This window comes from Streptomyces sp. NPDC059718, assembly GCF_042733315.1.
Classification (GTDB): domain Bacteria; phylum Actinomycetota; class Actinomycetes; order Streptomycetales; family Streptomycetaceae; genus Actinacidiphila.
Genome location: NZ_JBHWGA010000060.1, coordinates 1 through 16,864 on the forward strand (window position 1 = coordinate 1; position 16,864 = coordinate 16,864).

Sequence of the window (16,864 nt, forward strand, 5' to 3'; positions counted from 1 at the left end):
TCGGCCATCGTGATCTGCACGTGGTCGACGTAGGAGCGGTTCCACAGCGGCTCGAACATCGTGTTGGCGAAGCGCAGCGCCAGGATGTTCTGGACCGTCTCCTTGCCCAGGTAGTGGTCGATCCGGAAGACGTCGGCGGGCGGGAAGACCTGGTGGACGACCTGGTTGAGCTCCTGGGCGCTGGCCAGGTCGTGGCCGAAGGGCTTCTCGATGACGGCCCGTCGCCAGGAGCCCTCGGGCGGGTCGGACAGCCCGTGCTTCTTCAGCTGCTGGACCACGCTCGGGAAGAACTTGGGCGGCACCGAGAGGTAGAAGGCGAAGTTGCCGCTGGTGCCGCGGGCCTTGTCCAGTTCCTCCACGGTCGCGCGGAGGGCGTCGAAGGCGTCGTCGTCGCCGAAGTCGCCGGGCACGAAGCGCATTCCGGCGGCGAGCTCCGTCCAGACCTCCTCGCGGAAGGGGGTGCGCGCGTGCTCCTTGACCGCGTCGTGGACGACCTGTGCGAAGTCCTCGTCCGCCCAGTCGCGGCGCGCGAAGCCGACGAGCGAGAAGCCCGGTGGCAGCAGCCCGCGGTTGGCCAGGTCGTACACGGCAGGCATCAGCTTCTTGCGGGACAGGTCGCCCGTCACACCGAAGATCACCAGCCCGGACGGGCCCGCGATGCGCGGCAGCCGCCGGTCGGATGGATCGCGCAGCGGATTGTTCCAGCTGTCGGTTTCCGTCATGGGTCCACTTCTCTTCATCGTGGGTGCGGCGGTGGTCGTGGCGCGCCCGGGGGTCATGCGGCGCCGAAGAGTTCCAGGAGCGCGTCCTGGCCGAACATGCGGGCGGTGTCGATGGCCGAGGGGGTGCCGGCGGCGGGGTCGGCGCCGCCGTCGACGAGGACGCGGACCACCTCGTCCTCGCCCTTGAAGACGGCACCGGCCAGCGGCGTCTGGCCGCGGTCGTTGGCGCGGTCGGGGTCGGCACCGTGCTGCAGGAGCGCGGCCACGGTGGCGGCGTGACCGTGGTAGGCGGCCAGCATCAGGAGGGTGTCGCCCTTGTCGTTGGTGAGGTCGGCCGGCACGCCGGCGTCCACGTACGCCGTCAGGGTCTCCGTGCCTCCCCGGCGGGCGAGGTCGAAGAGTTCGGCGGCGAGTCGCAGGACTTCGGGGTCCTGGGCCGGGTCGTTCTGCGGGGTCGGCTCGCTCATCGTTCCTCACTAGGCGTGGCTGCTCGCCGTACGCGGGCGGGACCGCTTGTGATCCACCCTAAGCGGCCGCCTCCGCCCTGGCCTTGCCGGGCGTGCCGCCGGTGCGCGCCGGCACGGGGGGCGCGGACCGCACGAGAAGCCATGGCCGAAGCTTAACGATTTTGATCACTCGAACGGGCGACTTCGCTGCTCCGTCGGCGGGGCCTGCCACATGACACGCCGGACGACCGGCGAGGATCACCCCGGAAGAAACAGTTCAGCGAAGCTGAACAGGTGAACTCCCCTATAAATCACCCATTTGCCTCTTTTCAGAACATATTACTATCTGTAATTCTGGAACAACTCATGGTGACAGTCCCCATCACACAGGAGTAGCCCCCATGATCCTGTCCATCTCAGGCGTCGTCCTGCTCGGCATCATCGTCTTCCTGTTCTTCCGCAAGGACGGACTCAAGGCGTCCCACGCGCTCGTCTGCGCCCTCTTCGGCTTCTACCTCGCGGGCACCGCCATCGCCCCGAGCATCAAGGCCGGCGGGGCGAGCCTGGCGAGCCTCCTGGGCGGGATCAAGTTCTAGGCCGTCCGCACGGCCGATCCACCGGGCCCGGCGCCGCTCCGCACCGGGCCCTTCCCGTTCCGTTCCGTCGTACCGTCCCCGCAACGATCCTCTGGAGCTCCCCGTGGTCCGGCGTCCCCTCTCCGCCCTCCTGAGCAGCCGCCCCTCGCTCACCCGCGGCCGTGAGCTCGCGCGGGCCGCCGTCGACAGCACCACGGACGTCCTCCACCCGCTCTTCGTCATCGCGCGCGGGCTGCGCCGCCAGGCCGGCTGGGCGCGCGATTGGTGGGGCAGCACGCCCAAGGACCGGCGCGGACCGGCGCTGATGGCCTCCGTGGGCGCCGGGTTCCTCGTCCTGGTCCTGCTGCCCTACGGTGCCTACCTGATGGTCGCCGCCTGGATGGGTTCCGCCGGTTGGATGGGCCGGGACCGCACACCCGCCCCGACCGGACCGAGCGCCGCGGAGAGCGACCGGCTGACCGCGCTGTACGAGGCCCTGGTGCCGTACCTGTCCGTCGCCGACGACCCCAGCCCGATCTACGCCCACGACGGCAGCTGGGAGAACGCCTTCGGCGACCACGTCTTCGAGGACGGGCGGCTGGTCCGCCTGCACCTCAAGTACCCCGCCTACTTCACCGACGGCGAGGCCGCGGCCAGGGCCCGCGTCGAGCACGTGCTGCACGCCAAGGTGGGGCGCGGCCGCGAGTACCGCTTCGAGTGGAACGAGGAGGAGAACCACCTCACCCTCACCGCACTCCCCCCGCTTCCCACGGGCATCGCCGCGCAGCGTTTCGTCACCTCCCCGGGCGAGACGGTGCTCGGCTTCACCGACCCCGAGGCGGTGCAGCGCACGGTCCCGGTCGAGGACGGCGAGGAGGTCAGGGACGCGCCCCCGGTCGTGTGGCGCACCGGCCCGCGCTCCACCGAGCCGCACCTGCTCGCCCTCGGCCAGCCAGGCACGGGCACCACCACGCTGCTGCGCTCCATCGCGCTCCAGGTGCTGCCGGAGGGCGACCTCGTGGTCGTGGACGGCAGCGGGACCGGCGAGTACGCGTGCCTGACCGGACGGCCCGGCGTGATGGCCGTCGAGAGCGGCCTCGCGGGCACGCTGGCCACCCTGGAGTGGGCGGCGCACGAGACCGAGCGCCGCCTGATCGCCGTCAACCGGGCCCGGCAGGCGGGACGTACCGCCCCCGACGACGTACGGCGCCCCTTGTGGATCCTCGTCGACCGGCCGACCGTGCTCAGCCAGCTCGCGCACGCCGAGAGCCGCCCCGACCCGCAGGAGCTGCTGGACATCCCGCTGCGGCACGGCCGCGCGGCCGGGGTGACCGTCGTCGTCGCCGACCACCTCGACGGCGCCGAGGCGCTCTCCCCGGTCGTCATCGCCCAGACCAGGGCCCGGGTGCTGCTGGGCGCGGTCACCGCGGAGCAGACCCAGGCGGTGCTCGGCGCACCGCAGTGCTCCACGTCCGCCGCGGAGGTGCCGCCGGGCCGCGGCTACGTGCGGCTGGGCTCGGGGCCGGTGCTCCGGGTGCAGGTGCCGGCGACCCCGGACCCCTTCGACGAGGACGCCAGCGACGGGCACCGCCAGGCGGTCATGGCGCTGCTGCCGCCCGCGGACGTCGCCCCCGGGACGCAGGCGCAGGAACGGGAGGCGGAGGCCGCGCAGGCTCCCGGGGCGGTCAGGGTCTCCGAGCCCTCGGGCGCGGCCCGGCCGGCCGGAGACCCGGCGCTCGAGCACTGAGCCGGACCGTCGCCGCGCGGGTCAGCGTCGCGGCAGTTCGTGCAGCCGCACCTGGGTCAGCGCGCCTCCGGCCGCCTCGGCGGTGAGGTAGGTGCCGTACGGCTGACGCCTGCGGTCGGTCGGCGATCCGGGGTTGAGCAGCCGCAGCCCACCCGGCGCCGTGCTGTCCCAGGGGATGTGGCTGTGCCCGAAGACCAGGACGTCCAGGTCGGGGAAGCGCTCCTCGCAGCGGCGTTCGCGCCCCTGGGCCGGGCCGCTGTCGTGCACCACGCCGAAGCGCAGCCCGCCCAGCTCCGCCCGGGCGACCTCGGGCAGCCGCGCGCGCAGCTCGGCGCCGTCGTTGTTGCCGTACACGCCGATCACCCGGCGGGACCGCGCCTGCAGCAGGTCGAGGGTCGCCGCGTCGACCCAGTCGCCGGCGTGGAGGACGGCGTCGGCCTCGGGAATCCGGTCGAGTAGTTCGGCCGGAAGCTCCTTGGCACGTTTGGGCAGGTGTGTATCGGACATCACAAGAAGACGCACACGTCCACGCTATCCGCGTGGGGGGACGGGAGCGGCGCCCGGCACGGCGGCCGGAAGGGAGGCCGACGTCGCGGTGTGCCGCAAGGCGGCGTGGCCGGTGGGGCGACCCCGCGGTCGCCGGGACCGCGGCCTCAGCCATGAAGGGCCCACACGTCATGTGCGGTGACACCACCCCCAACCGCTCGGCGGAACTCGTGCAGCCGGCGGAGCCCGCCTACGTGGGCGCCGCGCGGCACTTCACGTCCGAGTTGCTGGGGCTGTGGGGACTGACCGCGGAGGACCGCATCGCCGCCGAACTGATCGTCGACGAGCTCGCGGCGAACGCCGCGCGCCACGGCAGGGCGCAGATGTCGGTCCGGCTGTGCATGCACGACGACGGCCTGGTCATCACCGTCACCGACAGCGGCGCGGCCCGGCACCACGACGGGACCTCCCTCGACAGCACCCCGCCGGACGAGCACGGCCGCGGGCTGGAGATCGTGCGCCGGCTGGCCGGGTCCACGTGCATCCACGACGACGAGCGCGGCCGCCGCGTGGTGACCACGCGGCACCTCGCCCCGCTCCAGCGGTCCGTCGCGGGGGTCACCAGCCCGGCGTCGTAGGCGCACGCGCATGGGCGACAATGACGGACCGGACAGGACCGGGCCGGCCCAACGTCCCCGGGAGGCGGGCCACATGGGTGTCCGCGCCGCTCCCGCCGGACGCCGGCCCAGCACCCCGAGGAACGAGAGTGACGCCCCGCGTGAACCCGCACAAGCCCTCCGGGACCTCCCCCGCCGTCCCGCCGCACCGCGTCCTGGTGCTGCTGTTCGACGGGCTGCAGCTGATGGACGTGACCGGTCCGCTGGAGGTGTACGCGGCGGCGAACGAGTACGGCGCCCACTACGTGATGAGCACCGTCTCGCCGGACGGCGGGCCCGTGACCACCACCGCGGGGCTGCGGCTCATGCCGGACCTGTCGCTGGACGAGGTGGACTTCCCGGTCGGCACCCTCGTCATCCCCGGGCGTCCCGACTGGTGGGCGGCGGTCTCCGACACCGCGCTCGTGGAGGGCATCACCCGGCTCGCGGACCGCTCCCGCACCGTCGCCTCGGTCTGCGCCGGCGCTTTCCCACTGGCCGCGACAGGGCTGCTGGACGGACGGCGGGCGGCGACGCACTGGCGGCTGGCGGGCGACCTCGCCGCCCGCTACCCGAAGGTGGAGGTGGACGACGACGCGATCTTCGTACGGGACGGCCGGTTCATCACCTCGGCGGGCATCAGCGCCGGGATCGACCTGACGCTGTCCCTGGTCGAGTCCGACCTCGGGCCGGACATCGCCCGCAAGGCCGCCAAGTTCCTGGTCGTCTTCATGGCGCGGCCGGGCGGCCAGTCGCAGTTCAGCGTGCGGCAGAGCCCGAGGCACCCCGCGCACTCGGTGCTGCGCGAGGTGCTCGACCAGGTGGCCGCCGATCCCTCGGGGGACCACGGCCTGCCCGCGCTGGCGGCGCGGGCGGGGGTGAGTTCACGTCATCTGACCCGGCTGTTCCGCACCGAGACGGGCGGCACGGCCTCGGAGTACGTCGAACGCGTCCGGGTCGAGGCCGCGCAGGCGCTGCTGGAGGCGGGCGACGACGCCCTCGACGTGGTGGCCCGGCGCAGCGGTTTCGGGTCGGAGGAGACGATGCGCCGGGCGTTCCGGCGCCGTCTGGGCGTCAGCCCGGGGGCGTACCGCGACCGCTTCCGCACCACCCGGCCGCACGGCACCCGGGAGGGGTGAGGGGCGGGCCCGCCCCGGCCGCCGTGGCCGCCTCCGGCCGGGTCACTCCGCCCAGGGCGACTGCAGGATGGTGTCCACGAAGTTCCCGCGGACGAAGCCCGGTACGAAGCGCTCCAGGACGTCGGCCTTGACGTTGCCGAACGTCGTGCCGGGGCGCGGCGCGATGCCGTGGGTGAACTCCTTGAGGATGTTGTTCTTGAAGTCGGGCCGCGGGTGGACGGCGACGACCGCCTCGCGCTCCTCGGGCGTGATCTCGTCGTACCCGAAGCCGAGGACGTCGACCTCGACGCCCGAGGTGACCAGGGCGATCTCGGGCGCCATGTGCCACGGGATCTCCGGCGTGGTGTGCAGGGCGATCGCCTCCCACACCACCCGCGCGCGGTCCTCGGGGACGTCGTGCTCCAGCAGGAAGCGGCGGGCCTCGTCGGCGCCGTCGATCTCGAAGCGCTGGTCGGTACGGGCGTAGGTGTCGGTCAGTCCGAGGTCGTGGAAGAGGGCGCCGACGTACAGCAGCTCGGGGTCGAAGTCCCACCCGCGGTTGCGGCCGCGCATCGACGCCCAGAAGTACACCCGGCGGGAGTGGTGGAAGACCACCGGGTCGGCGGCCTTGCGCACCAGTTCGGTCGCCTCCGTCACGAGCAGGGTGCCGGGCACCTCGATGTCCGCGATGATTTCAGCCACGTCGAATCTCCTGACAGGTTTCCGGTTCCGGCGGCGTCCGGGCGGGCCGCCCGGTGCCGTTGGATCCATCGTCGGACGCGGCGGCGGTCCCCGCCGGATGCCGGACGGACGCGCGACCCTCGGATCGGGACACGCGTCCGGCCGGCGGTACCCGGCGGGGCGGCGGGGGTCAGGACGCGTCGGCGAGTTCCGCGATGACCTGCGCGTGGCACGGCTCGGGCAGGCACCAGCAGCCCAGCCTGCGGCCGCGCAGCGCGGGCAGCATCGCGAGCAGGTCGGGGCGGCCCAGCAGGTGTTCGCGGTACTTGTCGAGGACCTCCTGGCGGGTGCCGTCCGGCCCCGGGCGGTAGGGGCTGGCCAGCGGGGAGCCGGCCAGGTGCCAGCCGCCGCGGTGCGTCGGGCGGCCCACGTAGACGACGTCCGCGTACGCGGGGTCGTCGCGGTGGCCCTTGAGGTTGACGACGGTGGTGCGGGGCTCGGTCTCGCTCATGGCCTGTTCCTTCCGACGGTCCGGGGCGCCGATGGGCGTCAGAGCAGCTTGGCCGCCAGGACGTCCACCGGGCGGATGTCCGGCGGCGAGCCGAGCGTCGTCTTCGCCGCCTCCGCCAGGGCGGCGGCGATGCGGCCCGACAGGTGGCCGGCGCGGCCCGCCTCGTCCTCGAAGGTGTCGAAGACCCCGAAGGTGGTGGCGTCCTCGCGGAACGCGAACCAGGTGACGGTGTGCTCCTCCTCCCTGGCCGCCGCCAGTGCGTCGCGCAGCATGGCCGCGACCTCCTCCGCGTGCTCGGGCCTGGCCTCGATGCGGGCCAGCAGACCGATCTTCGTCATCGTGTGCTCCGTCTCGGTGGTCGTGCGGTGGTGGACGTCGTCCGGCCGGACACCGGAAACCTATGCCGCGCGGCACCACTCCCCCCAGCGTCGGAAACGACGCGTTCGATACCGTTTCCGTCATGGATGTGGCAGTGGTGGCGTACGACGGTGTGTTCGACTCCGGTCTCTCGGCGGTCCTCGACGTCCTCGAGGCGGCCAACGCGATGCGCGGCGAGCTCCCGCAGCCGCCGCCCGCCTGGAACGTGACGACGGTCGGCCCGCGCCGCCGGGTCCGCACCGGCGCCGGGCACACGGTGGCGGCGGCACCGGCCGGCGAGGCCGCGGGGGCGGATCTGCTGCTCGTCCCGGCACTCGCGGAGCGCCGGCCGGACGCGCTCGTGGAGCGCGTCTCGGGGCCCGGCACGGCCGCGGTGCGCCGTCTGGTGGCGGCCACGCGCGAGCGCGGCGGACCCGTCGCCTCGGCCTGCACGGGCACCTTCCTGCTCGCCGAGTCCGGGGTGCTGGACGGGCGGCGCGCCACGACCAGCTGGTGGCTGGCCCCGGTCTTCCGGCAGCGCTACCCGGCCGTCACGGTCGACGAGACCCGCATGGTGACCAGTTGCGACGGCGTCACGACGGCGGGCGCGGCCTTCGGCCACGTCGACCTGGCGCTGGCGGTGGTGCGCATGTCCAGCCCGGCACTGGCCGATCTGGTCGCCCGCTACCTGGTGGTGGACGAGCGCCCGTCGCAGTCGGCCTACACCATCCCCAGCGCCCTGGCCCAGGCCGATCCGACGGTGGCCGGCTTCGAGCGCTGGGTGCGGCTGCGTCTGGAGGAGCCGATCAGCATCGCCGACGCGGCCCGCGCCCTGGGGGTCGGTGAGCGGACCCTGCAGCGGGCCGTGCGGCGGGTCCTGGGCGTGTCCCCGGTCCGTTTCGTGCAGGACCTGCGCGTCGAACAGGCCACGCACCTGCTGCGCACCACCGACCTCCCCGTCGAGGTCGTCGCCCGCCGCGTGGGCTACGAGCACGCCAACACCCTGCGTGTCCTGCTCCGCGACCGCACGGGCACGACGGCGGGGGCCCTGCGCGGCCGATCGGCCCTGTGATCCCGGCAGGCCCTGTCATCCCGGCAGGCAATCGGCGCCCGCCCTGCCCAGGACACTTGTACGGTGCGGAGCCCTGGGAACGGACATCCACCGCGGCGTCGAGTCCCGCCATCCGCCGGCAGGTACGGAGTTCCACGACGGTGAACCCCGGGTCGACGCGATGGACCTGCGGCCGCTGTACGACGAGGTCGACCACGCCTCCTTCGGCCTGGGCGGGGGCACGCACCGGCCCCATGTCTTCGCCATGACGGAGGCCCTCGCGGGCCGCTTCGGGCCGGACGGCGTCCGGCTGGTGGTCGCCTTCGACTGAGCCGGGCCGTCCTACGCTGAGGGTGTGATCACCCAGCGGCGCGCCCGGGGCGCCGCCGCGGCTCCGGCCGTGGCGTGGTCGCTGCTGACCGTGTTCCTGCTGGCGGTGACCGCGTTCACCGCGGCCCATGGCGCGTACGAGACCGGGGTGATCGGCCGCGAGGTGCGGGTGCTGCTGACCGAGTGCGAGCAGCGCCCCGAACGCGGCCGCGCCCCCATGCAGTGCACGGGCGTGCCGCTGGGGACCGTCACGGGCCGGGATCCGTCACCGGAACCGGTGACGGTGCGCCACGCGGGCAACCCGGGGCAGGTGGTGGGCGTGGTGCGGACGACGTGGGGGACGCACATGGCCACGGACCGCGGTCCCGGGACGCGGGCGGCGGCGGTCCTGGCGACGATGGTGCCGTTCACCGTCGCCGTGCTGTGCGGCTGCGCCGCCGCCCGGCGGGCGGTACCGGGCAGGGGGCGTCAGGGACGGACGTAGCGCAGGACGCCGAGCATGGCGTCGGCGGGGAGTTCCTCGCCCGGGTCGGCGACGCAGGCGTCGAGGCCCTTGCGCAGGGCGTCCGCGTCGAGCCCCGCACCGATCATCACCAGCCGGGTGGCGCGGGACTCGCCCCGGGACCAGCCGGACGGCAGGAAGCGCAGGAAGCCGCCGACGGAGTGCAGGGTGTACTTCTGCTCTTGGGCCGGGGCGGCGAAGCGCAGGAAGCCCTTCATCCGGTACAGGCCCGCGGGCCTGCCGTCGAGGAACTCCATCAGCCGGCGCGGGTGCAGAGGCGCCTCGGAGGTGAACTCCACGCTGTCGTACGCCGCGTGGAGATGGCCGGTGTGGTCGCCGTCCGCGTGGTGCTCGTGCCCGTCGTCCGCGTACAGCTCGTCGAACGACAACTGGCGGGCGGCCGTGCCGTCGATCGCGCGCGGCCGGGGCTCGAAGAGCAGGGCGGGGTCCACACGGCCGTGGGCGGCCTCGACCAGCGGCGTCCCGGGGGCCACGGCGGCCAGTGCTTCGCGGACCCGTTCCCGGCCGGCGGCGCCGACGCGGTCGGTCTTGTTGAGGACGACGAGGTCGGCGGCCCGCACATGGCGGTCGAGTTCGGGGTGCCGGGCGCGTACCGCCTCGTACTCGGCGGCATCGACGACCTCGACCAGCCCGCCGTAGGTGATGGCGGTGTCGGTGCTGGCCAGCAGCAGCCGGATCATGCCCTGGGGCTCGGCTAGACCGCTCGCCTCGATGACGATGACGTCGATGCGGGCCTGCGGACGGGAGAGCCTGGCGAGCATGTCGTCCATCTCCGTGGCGTCCACGGCACAGCAAAGGCAGCCGTTGTCGAGGGCGACCATGGAGTCGACCTGGCCGGCGACGGAGAGCGCGTCGATGTTGATGCTGCCGAAGTCGTTGACGATCGCGCCGATGCGGGTACCGCCGCTGTTGCGCAGGAGGTGGTTGAGGAGCGTGGTCTTTCCCGAGCCCAGGAATCCCGCGATGACGACGACCGGAATCCGTTGCTTGGCCAAGGCTTCCTCTCCGGGTGCGGGCTGCCGGCTCCACATCGTAAGCCCCGCGCACCCCGAGGTGCTTCGTGCGGGTGAACCGGCGCCGGGCGCAGAACCGCGGCGGGGGCCGCGCGGTCTTCGCAGGCGTCCACGGGGATGGCTCTACGACGGAGGAGGCGCCCATGGCGGAGGAGGAGGCGGACCGCGGCACGGTCCTGGTGTGCATCGCCGCGGAGGACGAGGAGACGGCGTACCGCATCGTCGACCTGATCTCCGGGCGGCACCCGGCGACGGAACCACAGCTGCGACGCACCCGCGAGGGGACGGTCGCGTGCGCGCTGCGGGCGCAGACGCTCCGGGTGCTGGGCGACGGCTGACACGGTTCGGCGGGCCGGTCCGCCGGCCCGCCGAGCACCGGGAACGTACCGGGTGCTAGCCGAACTCGCCCTCGCGCACACCCTCCCGGAACGCCGCCCACTCCTGTGCGGTGAACCGCAGCGGCGGCAGGTCCCTGTTCTCGGAATCACGGATGGCGACGGCTCCACCGCCGGGGTCCGCCACCTCGACGCACTCCGGCAGATAGCCGCTCTTGCCGCTCTTGACCCAGCGCGCTTCCCTCAGGTCCCGCGCGTAGAGGTCGGCTTTGCTCGCTCGCATGAGAACCTCGGTTCGAGGTTCATGCGGATGTTCCCTCCCCACCCTCACTCCGACCCTTGGCCCCGGGCAACGGCCGCCGTCGGCGATCCCGGGCTTGGCGGGCCCGCTCGCCGGGCGGTCGATCGGCCCCGGCGGGCCGGCCCGTCAAGCGGGGTGGGACGCGATGGGCCCTAGCCGAACTCGCCCTCGCGCACACCCTCCCGGAACGCCGCCCACTCCTGTGCGGTGAACCGCAGCGGTGGCAGGTCCCGGTTGTTCGAGTCGCGGATCGCGACGGCTCCGCCGGCGAGCTCCGCAACCTCCACGCAGTCCGTCCGGTAGGGGCTCTTGCTGCTCTTGACCCAGCGCGCTTCCGTCAGGTCACGCGCGTACAGTTCGGTCTTCCTCGCTTGCATGAGAAGCTCCGTTCGGATCTCGATCGGATGTTCCCCCTTCCCACCCTCATCCCGTCCCTCCCACCTCGCAACCGGCGCCCCGCCCGCGATCGGGGCGCAGACCCGGGCCGGCTCAAGTACCCACGGCGGAAGGCTTGCTGACGGCACGTCGCCAATCGGTCGCACCCTGTCGCGAAACGCCGGGACGGGGCACCATCGAACACATGGCGACATCCCCGGGGTGCGATGTCTGCGGGCGGGAGGACGACACCGTCCGCGACTGCGGCATCCGCCACCTCCCGCTCGCCGTGTGCGACGCGTGCTTCGCGGACATGGCGCGGGCCCGGCGCGGCCCGCTGCCGCGTCCGCTGGACGGCGCGGAGGTGATGGCCGCCCTGCTGGAGGCGCTTCACGAGGACAGCCGGCGCCCCTCCTGAGCGGGGCCGGGCGCGGGCGGATCGGCGAAGGTCGACGGCAGCACGGCCCGGCCCCGGACCGCCCCCACCGGCACGGGACGGGATCGCCGCGGGTCGGCGGCGGACAGCCCCTCGGCCCGCAGGGCCACTGCGCGCACGGGGTCGCCGTGCGGGCCGAGGGCCTCGTGCATGGCGTAGGCGGCCTCGGCGAGTTCGCCGGGGTCGGAGGTGGGCTCCGGCAGGGTGCGGCTGCGGCTGACGGACGAGCCGCCGGCGAGCCGCACGGTCAGGGTGAGCCCGGTGGCGGTGCGGCCGGTGCTGCGCAGCCGGTCACCGAGGCCGAGCCCGAGTTCGAGGACGGCCCGGCTCAGCGCGCCCCGGTCGGTGGCGTCGGCGGTGAACAGGCGGTCGGCGGCGAGCGAACCGGGCGGGTGCCCAGGGGTGATCGGGGCGGGGTCGAGACCGTGCGCGCGTTCCCACACGCCGCGCCCGGGAGCGGCGCCGAGGATCGCCTGGACGTCGGGCAGCGGCGCGGCGGCGACCCTGCCGACGGTGTCCAGCCCGGCCGCGACCAGCGCACGCACGGCTTCCGCCGTGATCCCGGGGAGCGCCGCGACCGGCTTGGCGCGCAGGAATCCGGCGACGGCCCGCGGGTCGGAGTCGACGGCCCGGATCCGGCCGACCAGGACGTCGTACGCGGCCATGGCGGCGACCGTGCGGCTCCCGGCGACGCCGATCGTGAGGCCCACGTCGTACAGGGCGGAGGCCCGGGTGCTGATCATGAGGGCGAGCTGCTCGGGCAGCAGCCCGTAGAAGCTCACCGCGGAGCGCACATCGGCCACGACCGCGTCCGGCGGCTCGGCGCGGACGACGGGGGTGAACTGGCCGACGAGCCCGGCCAGCGCCGCGAGTGTCGCCGGGTCGGTCCCGCTGCAGCGGATGTAGAGCACGCAGGGCCCGGGGTCCTGGTGCGGCTCGGCCTCGACCATGGTCTGCCCGCCTCCACCTCGTTCGAACAAATGCTCGAATTCGAGTGTAGGGCATTCCAGCTCCCCGTGTCCGGCTCATAGGGTCGTCGCATGACCCTGACCGCCGTGCAGCGCCGAGCCCTGCTGGAGTCCGACGCCAACACCGGGCAGCTGGGCGCGCGCGAACCGACCTGCGCGGCGCTGGCCAGGCAGGGCCTCGCCGTGCGCTACGGCCGCACCGGCGCCTGGTACCTCACCCAGGAGGGCCGCCGGGTGCGCTCGGAACTGGCCCGCGTGGGGCTCCCCCACCCGGAGGCCGGGGCGACGCCCGGGACGGAGCCGGAACCTCGCACGGAGCCCGCCGAGCGCGGCTTCGCGGCCGACGACGGGCACGGCACGGGCGCCGCCGCCCCCGGTCGCGCCGCCGAGGTCGCATCGGCCTGGTCGGGGCTGCTGGAGATCCGCCGCGTCCTGCAGGACGGCGACACCACCCGGCCCGCGCCCTGGGAACGCGAGCGCCACGTCCACGCGGTGGCCCTGGCCCTGGAGGCGGCTGGACGGCCACCGTCCGCGCGCGACACCGCCGGGCGGCCCCCGGTCGCCGGCTACGCCGTCGCCCCCGCCGCCCAGAGCGGGGTCGCCGAGGTGTCCTGGCGCTCCCCCGCCGGGGACGCCCCCGGCACCGCCGAGGCCGAGCTGGCCCGGTGCCAGGGCGTCCTGGAGGCGTACGGCTGGCAGTGCACCCTCCACCACGACCGCCGGCGGCGGGCGTTCCTCCTGGTCTCGCCCCGCCGGGCCTGAGGGAGCAGGATGGAGGCAGCGACCGTAGGAGGTCCGCCATGAAGTCCAATTCCTCGGACGCCGATCCGTACCTCTACGCGGAGACCCCCTCCCAGGCGGAGGGCGAACGGATCTACGACGACGCCGAGCGAAGCACGATGGAGATCCACCCGGACGTGCCCCGGACGACCCCCTCCCAGGCGGAGGGCGAGCGCATGGACGACATCCCGTCCCAGTGAGCCGGCGGCGCGGGCCCGCGCCGTCCGTCCGAGCGTCCGTCAGCGATCCCTGCGGGACAGCACCGCCAGGGCGAGGACGAGGACGGCCAGCCCCGCCCAGGACAGCGGCGTGGGCCGCTCTCCGAGGACGGCCACCCCGAGCAGGGCGGCCACGGCGGGCTCGGCGAGGGTGAGCGTGGTCGCGGCCGAGGCCGGCGTGTGCCGCAGTCCGCGCCCGAACAGACGGTAGGCCAGGAAGGTCGTCAGCACCGCGAGGTGCAGGGCCACCCCGGCGCCGCGCGGCGTGCCGAGCCACACCACGCCCGCGGCGAGCACCACCGGGAGGGTCAGCAGACCGGCGGAACCGAAGAGCACTCCCATCACGGCGCCCGGCGCCTGCCCGCGTCCGATGAAGTGCCCGCCGACCAGGGAGTACACCGCGTACGAGAGCCCGGCCAGGGCCGCCAGTGCCACCCCCGCGGCGTCCGTGCGCGCGGCGGGACCGGCGTCCGCGCCGCCGAGCACCAGCAGCCCGCAGCCGAGGACGGCCACGGCCGTCGCGGCGGCCCACCGGCGGCTCGGGCGGTGCGGGCCCACCGCCCAGGCCAGCAGCCCGGTGAAGACGGGCGCGCTGCCCAGGGCGATGACGGTGGCCACGGCGACCCCGGTACGGGAGACCGCCGGGTAGAAGGAGAGCGGGTAACCGGCGACGGCGAGGGCACCGACGGCGAGCAGCGCCCCTCCACCGCGCCCCGCGGTGCGCAGCAGGCTCCGCGCTCCCCTGGCGCCGGCCAGGAGCAGGAGCCCGCCGAGGGTGAGCCCGGCGCCGCCGACCGCGGCGGGCGGGGCGCCGGCGGGCGCGAGGGACGCGGCGGTGCCGGTGGTGCCCCACAGCAGGGCGGCGGCGAGGATCGGCAGCGCGCCCTGGACGAACCGCGGCCGGGGGGCGGCGCCGGGCGCGAGCGGGCGTGCGGGGGCGAGGGAGGGGGTGCTGTCCGGCACGGGGGTGGCCTTTCGTCACGAATCGGTGGAAGCGGATCCGGAACGGGCGCACCGCACCTGCCCCTGGCGGCCGGGCGGCCTGCCGGGGGTGGGGGTCAAAGTCGTCAGTGAGTGCGCCCGGTCAGGCGCACAGCGGCGGAAGGACGACGTGCCAGTAGCAATTCACCCGACGATCCTACCGAAGGGCGGGCATGGCAGGGTGAACGCATGCCGATCACTGATGTCACCGATGAGCAGCCCGGACGGGTCATCGACCTGCGCAGCGACACCGTCACGCGGCCCGGCGCGGACATGCGCCGCGCCATGGCGGAGGCCGAGGTGGGCGACGACGTCTTCGCCGACGACCCGACCGTGGGGGCCCTCCAGGACCGGATCGCGGAGCGGCTCGGCTTCGAGGCCGCGCTGTTCGTCTCGTCCGGGACGCAGAGCAACCTGTGCGCGCTGCTGACGCACTGCGGCCGCGGTGACGAGTACATCGCCGGGCAGTCGGCGCACGTGTACCGCTGGGAGGGCGGCGGCGGTGCCGTGCTCGGCGGGATCCAGCCGCAGCCGCTGCCCCACCGGGCGGACGGGACGCTGGACCCGGCCGACATCGCGGCCGCGGTGAAGCCCGACGACCCGCACTTCCCGCGCACCCGGCTGCTGTGCCTGGAGAACACCATCGGCGGCCGGGTCGTCCCCACGGACTACCTGCGGGCAGCGACCGGGCTGGCGCGTGAGCACGGGCTCGCCACGCACCTGGACGGGGCCCGGCTGTTCAACGCGGCGGTCGCCGCGGGCGGCGACCCGTACGAGCAGGCGCGGCTGATCGCCGGCCACTTCGACAGCGTCTCGGTCTGCTTCAGCAAGGGTCTGGGCGCACCGGTCGGCTCCGCGCTGCTGGGCAGCCGGGAGTTCGTGGGGCGGGCGCTGCGCTGGCGCAAGGCGCTCGGCGGCGGGATGCGGCAGGCGGGCATCATTGCGGCGGGCGCCCTGTACGCGCTGGAGCACCAGGTGGCGCGGCTCGCCGAGGACCACGCGAACGCGGCGCTGTTCGCGGAGGGGATCAAGGGCGTGCCGGGTCTGGTCGTGGGCGACTCGCAGACCAACATGGTCTTCGCCGAGCCGGCGCCTGGACTGTCCGCCGAGGAGGTGCAGGAGCGCCTCGCGCGGCGCGGGCTGTACTGCGCCGGCTATCCCGGACGGCTGCGCTTCGTCTTCCACCTGGACGTGTCGCGCGCCGACACGGAGGAGGCCGTGCGCATCGTCCGCGAGGCCCTGGACGGCGCCGCGCGCGGCTGACGGCCCGCCATCTCCCTTTCCCGTACCGGTCGTTCCGCAACCTCCGGTGCCTCCCGTGTGTCCTAGGGGGTGAGGTCGTCGCGCGACGGCCTCAACGGGGAAGGGGAAGCGATGAGAGCGGGAGCGTCAGCGGGACGCCGGGCGGGGGCCGCCCTCGCGGTGGCGGTGATGGCCGTGACACCGGTCGTGGCGGGGGGCGGCACGGCGCAGGCCGCGTCGTCGTGCACGACGAGCAAGGGGCCGTACCAGAAGCAAGTGGAGAAGTTCCTGGGGCGGCCGGTGGACGGGAAGCAGTCGGCGGCCGACTGCAAGGCGATACGCGCCTTCCAGACGAAGAACGGGATATCCCCGAACATCGGCTACGCGGGCCCGGTGACCTGGGGCGTCATGAAGATCATGAACGCCCAGAAGGCCGCGGGCAGCAATCCCAACAAGGCCGGCAAGTGCCCCACGAACAAGGGGCGGATCGCGTGCGTGGACCTCACGCGGCAGCTGAGCTGGATACAGGACGGCAAGAAGCTGAAGTTCGGGCCGGTCCCGGTGCGGACGGGCCGCAACGGCTACGAGACGCGCACCGGTTCCAAGAAGATCTACTGGCGCCACAAGGACCACTGGTCGACGCTCTACAACGTGGCCATGCCCTACAGCCAGTTCTTCGACGGCGGGCAGGCGTTCCACTCGATCGCGGGCAGCGTGTGGTCGCCGCCGGGGTCGCACGGCTGCGTGAACATGCGCAGCGGGGACGCCAAGAAGTACTGGAGCCTGCTGAAGAACGGTGACGACGTGTACGTGTACGGGCGCAAGCCCGGTACGTGACGCGTCGCGGCGCCGGCAGGGGCGGCCGGGACCGGGCGGGACTCCGCGCGGGCCCGCCGCCCTTCTTGGTCCAGACCTCTTGACGGCGCTTGGGGGCGGCAGTTCAATCACGGCGTGAACTAAGCCTTGAACGCATACGGACGGGAATCCCGTGCCCCCACGCACGAGGGTTCAA

The 16,864-nt window shown here is 74.0% G+C and carries 24 protein-coding genes; 13 read left to right on the top strand and 11 right to left on the bottom strand.

The genetic code is table 11. The annotated features are described in order from the left end of the window. A partial coding sequence (locus ACFV3E_RS40470) for a glucose-6-phosphate dehydrogenase (RefSeq protein WP_500540604.1) occupies positions 1 to 722 on the bottom strand: 722 nt, incomplete at its 3' end. A gap of 53 nt (positions 723 to 775) precedes the next feature. Continuing rightward, on the bottom strand, positions 776 to 1,189 hold the full coding sequence (locus ACFV3E_RS40475) for an ankyrin repeat domain-containing protein (RefSeq protein ID WP_499510292.1): 414 nt from the start codon (positions 1,187 to 1,189) through the stop codon (positions 776 to 778). Positions 1,190 to 1,569: 380 nt separating this feature from the next. Here ACFV3E_RS40475 and ACFV3E_RS40480 point away from each other — a divergent pair, with 380 nt between their 5' ends. Then, the gene (locus ACFV3E_RS40480) at positions 1,570 to 1,764 is read left to right on the top strand and encodes a hypothetical protein (protein WP_018534760.1); all 195 of its coding nucleotides are present in this window, start codon (positions 1,570 to 1,572) and stop codon (positions 1,762 to 1,764) included. A 103-nt stretch (positions 1,765 to 1,867) separates the two neighbouring features. Beyond that, positions 1,868 to 3,490 (top strand): hypothetical protein, encoded by a 1,623-nt coding sequence (locus ACFV3E_RS40485; RefSeq protein ID WP_500540606.1) that lies wholly within the window; start codon positions 1,868 to 1,870, stop codon positions 3,488 to 3,490. Between the two features lie 21 nt (positions 3,491 to 3,511). Here ACFV3E_RS40485 and ACFV3E_RS40490 read toward each other — a convergent pair whose 3' ends face one another. Then, positions 3,512 to 4,012 (bottom strand): metallophosphoesterase family protein, encoded by a 501-nt coding sequence (locus ACFV3E_RS40490; protein ID WP_500371047.1) that lies wholly within the window; start codon positions 4,010 to 4,012, stop codon positions 3,512 to 3,514. 155 nt (positions 4,013 to 4,167) lie between these two features. Here ACFV3E_RS40490 and ACFV3E_RS40495 point away from each other — a divergent pair, with 155 nt between their 5' ends. Beyond that, entirely contained in the window at positions 4,168 to 4,614 is a 447-nt protein-coding gene (locus ACFV3E_RS40495; RefSeq protein WP_500371045.1) for an ATP-binding protein, read from the top strand. A gap of 128 nt (positions 4,615 to 4,742) precedes the next feature. Continuing rightward, complete coding sequence (locus ACFV3E_RS40500; protein ID WP_500540608.1) at positions 4,743 to 5,771, top strand: GlxA family transcriptional regulator; 1,029 nt, start codon at positions 4,743 to 4,745, stop codon at positions 5,769 to 5,771. A gap of 42 nt (positions 5,772 to 5,813) precedes the next feature. On the opposite strand, the gene ACFV3E_RS40505 is transcribed toward ACFV3E_RS40500, so the two are convergent. From ACFV3E_RS40505 to ACFV3E_RS40515, 3 genes are all read right to left on the bottom strand, one after another. Continuing rightward, positions 5,814 to 6,452 (bottom strand): HD domain-containing protein, encoded by a 639-nt coding sequence (locus ACFV3E_RS40505; RefSeq protein ID WP_500540610.1) that lies wholly within the window; start codon positions 6,450 to 6,452, stop codon positions 5,814 to 5,816. Positions 6,453 to 6,621: 169 nt separating this feature from the next. Then, positions 6,622 to 6,942 (bottom strand): DUF4326 domain-containing protein, encoded by a 321-nt coding sequence (locus ACFV3E_RS40510; RefSeq protein WP_500540612.1) that lies wholly within the window; start codon positions 6,940 to 6,942, stop codon positions 6,622 to 6,624. Between the two features lie 38 nt (positions 6,943 to 6,980). Further along, positions 6,981 to 7,280: a putative quinol monooxygenase gene (locus tag ACFV3E_RS40515; RefSeq protein ID WP_500540614.1), complete on the bottom strand. Its 300-nt coding sequence runs from the start codon at positions 7,278 to 7,280 to the stop codon at positions 6,981 to 6,983. Positions 7,281 to 7,402: 122 nt separating this feature from the next. On the opposite strand from ACFV3E_RS40515, the gene ACFV3E_RS40520 reads away from it, so the two are divergent. The 3 genes from ACFV3E_RS40520 to ACFV3E_RS40530 all read left to right on the top strand — a co-directional run bounded on the left by ACFV3E_RS40520 (position 7,403) and on the right by ACFV3E_RS40530 (position 9,164). Beyond that, positions 7,403 to 8,371: a GlxA family transcriptional regulator gene (locus ACFV3E_RS40520; RefSeq protein ID WP_500540616.1), complete on the top strand. Its 969-nt coding sequence runs from the start codon at positions 7,403 to 7,405 to the stop codon at positions 8,369 to 8,371. Between the two features lie 160 nt (positions 8,372 to 8,531). Beyond that, on the top strand, positions 8,532 to 8,681 hold the full coding sequence (locus ACFV3E_RS40525) for a hypothetical protein (protein WP_500540618.1): 150 nt from the start codon (positions 8,532 to 8,534) through the stop codon (positions 8,679 to 8,681). Positions 8,682 to 8,705: 24 nt separating this feature from the next. Continuing rightward, positions 8,706 to 9,164, top strand: a complete 459-nt coding sequence (locus ACFV3E_RS40530) for a hypothetical protein (RefSeq protein WP_500540620.1) — start codon at positions 8,706 to 8,708, stop codon at positions 9,162 to 9,164. Here ACFV3E_RS40530 and ACFV3E_RS40535 read toward each other — a convergent pair. Further along, positions 9,149 to 10,198, bottom strand: coding sequence for a CobW family GTP-binding protein (locus ACFV3E_RS40535; protein ID WP_500540622.1), 1,050 nt, complete (start codon positions 10,196 to 10,198; stop codon positions 9,149 to 9,151). The genes ACFV3E_RS40530 and ACFV3E_RS40535 overlap by 16 nt on opposite strands. Positions 10,199 to 10,359: 161 nt before the next feature. On the opposite strand from ACFV3E_RS40535, the gene ACFV3E_RS40540 reads away from it, so the two are divergent. Next, positions 10,360 to 10,554: a hypothetical protein gene (locus ACFV3E_RS40540; protein WP_500540624.1), complete on the top strand. Its 195-nt coding sequence runs from the start codon at positions 10,360 to 10,362 to the stop codon at positions 10,552 to 10,554. A 55-nt stretch (positions 10,555 to 10,609) separates the two neighbouring features. Here ACFV3E_RS40540 and ACFV3E_RS40545 read toward each other — a convergent pair whose 3' ends face one another. Both ACFV3E_RS40545 and ACFV3E_RS40550 read right to left on the bottom strand, forming a co-directional pair. Then, on the bottom strand, positions 10,610 to 10,834 hold the full coding sequence (locus ACFV3E_RS40545; protein ID WP_500540626.1) for a DUF397 domain-containing protein: 225 nt from the start codon (positions 10,832 to 10,834) through the stop codon (positions 10,610 to 10,612). A 170-nt stretch (positions 10,835 to 11,004) separates the two neighbouring features. After that, positions 11,005 to 11,229 (bottom strand): DUF397 domain-containing protein, encoded by a 225-nt coding sequence (locus tag ACFV3E_RS40550; RefSeq protein ID WP_500540628.1) that lies wholly within the window; start codon positions 11,227 to 11,229, stop codon positions 11,005 to 11,007. A 203-nt stretch (positions 11,230 to 11,432) separates the two neighbouring features. Between ACFV3E_RS40550 and ACFV3E_RS40555 the strand changes: the two genes are divergently transcribed. Continuing rightward, a complete protein-coding gene (locus ACFV3E_RS40555) occupies positions 11,433 to 11,645 on the top strand; it encodes a hypothetical protein (protein WP_500540630.1) in 213 nt (70 codons plus the stop codon). On the opposite strand, the gene ACFV3E_RS40560 is transcribed toward ACFV3E_RS40555, so the two are convergent. Further along, complete coding sequence (locus ACFV3E_RS40560) at positions 11,618 to 12,613, bottom strand: DNA polymerase Y family protein (protein WP_500540632.1); 996 nt, start codon at positions 12,611 to 12,613, stop codon at positions 11,618 to 11,620. The two genes, ACFV3E_RS40555 and ACFV3E_RS40560, sit on opposite strands and share 28 nt — an antisense overlap. A 90-nt stretch (positions 12,614 to 12,703) precedes the next feature. Here ACFV3E_RS40560 and ACFV3E_RS40565 point away from each other — a divergent pair, with 90 nt between their 5' ends. Both ACFV3E_RS40565 and ACFV3E_RS40570 read left to right on the top strand, forming a co-directional pair. Beyond that, complete coding sequence (locus tag ACFV3E_RS40565; protein WP_500540634.1) at positions 12,704 to 13,393, top strand: hypothetical protein; 690 nt, start codon at positions 12,704 to 12,706, stop codon at positions 13,391 to 13,393. Between the two features lie 38 nt (positions 13,394 to 13,431). Further along, on the top strand, positions 13,432 to 13,611 hold the full coding sequence (locus ACFV3E_RS40570; RefSeq protein ID WP_500540636.1) for a hypothetical protein: 180 nt from the start codon (positions 13,432 to 13,434) through the stop codon (positions 13,609 to 13,611). Between the two features lie 39 nt (positions 13,612 to 13,650). On the opposite strand, the gene ACFV3E_RS40575 is transcribed toward ACFV3E_RS40570, so the two are convergent. After that, the gene (locus ACFV3E_RS40575) at positions 13,651 to 14,592 is read right to left on the bottom strand and encodes a DMT family transporter (RefSeq protein WP_500540638.1); all 942 of its coding nucleotides are present in this window, start codon (positions 14,590 to 14,592) and stop codon (positions 13,651 to 13,653) included. A 207-nt stretch (positions 14,593 to 14,799) separates the two neighbouring features. Between ACFV3E_RS40575 and ltaE the strand changes: the two genes are divergently transcribed. Then, positions 14,800 to 15,873 (top strand): low-specificity L-threonine aldolase, encoded by a 1,074-nt coding sequence (gene ltaE / locus ACFV3E_RS40580; RefSeq protein ID WP_500540640.1) that lies wholly within the window; start codon positions 14,800 to 14,802, stop codon positions 15,871 to 15,873. A 168-nt stretch (positions 15,874 to 16,041) separates the two neighbouring features. Next, positions 16,042 to 16,689 carry a L,D-transpeptidase family protein gene (locus ACFV3E_RS40585; RefSeq protein ID WP_500540642.1) on the top strand — a complete coding sequence of 216 codons (648 nt, stop codon included), beginning with the start codon at positions 16,042 to 16,044 and terminating at the stop codon, positions 16,687 to 16,689. Positions 16,690 to 16,864 lie beyond the last annotated feature (175 nt).